Source organism: Ruegeria sp. AL12 (assembly GCF_056540885.1).
The window spans coordinates 1-501 of the sequence record NZ_JBQFXN010000214.1 but is presented as its reverse complement, the minus strand read 5'-3'; the positions used below and the strand labels follow the sequence as shown (position 1 = coordinate 501).

General features: G+C 56.9%; 1 protein-coding gene. It reads left to right on the top strand.

Annotation, left to right across the window (positions count from 1 at the left end; genetic code table 11):
• The coding region (locus ACR0C6_RS22290) for a hypothetical protein (RefSeq protein WP_480621390.1) at positions 1–501 on the top strand (501 nt) is incomplete at both ends.

Below are 501 nucleotides of genomic sequence, written 5' to 3'. Positions count from 1 at the left end.
TCAAGCCTAGAGGCGATCGTTGTCCCGGAAGAGGCCTTGTACCTTTTCAGCCACAAGGGCCATGTTTGCCTGACCAGCCCAATTTTCTCGGATCTGGCACCATTGCTGGACGGGTCTTTTCTGGTTGACGACATATTTGACCAACTGTGCCGGCGCTATGTCAGTGCCGACATATTCTCAGCGTTGGACATTCTGAAACAGCGCGGCTTTCTAGCCGAAGATACGGCCCCCATCCCCCGCGAGCAGCAAGCCTTCTGGGAATGCGCTGGGGCATTGCCGTCGCAAGCGGCGGAACGTCTAGCAAACGCGACGGTCGATGTAATCTGCGACGATGGAACTGCCGAAGATCTGCGCATGTTGCTTGAAAGGAACGGGCTTTGTGTCGCGGATCGCGGCGAACTGAGTGTCGTTGTTGCAGACGATTACCTAAACCGGGACTTGGCCGAGTGGAACAAAATGGCCGTCGCAGAACAGAGGCCGTGGATACTGGTCAGCCCCGGC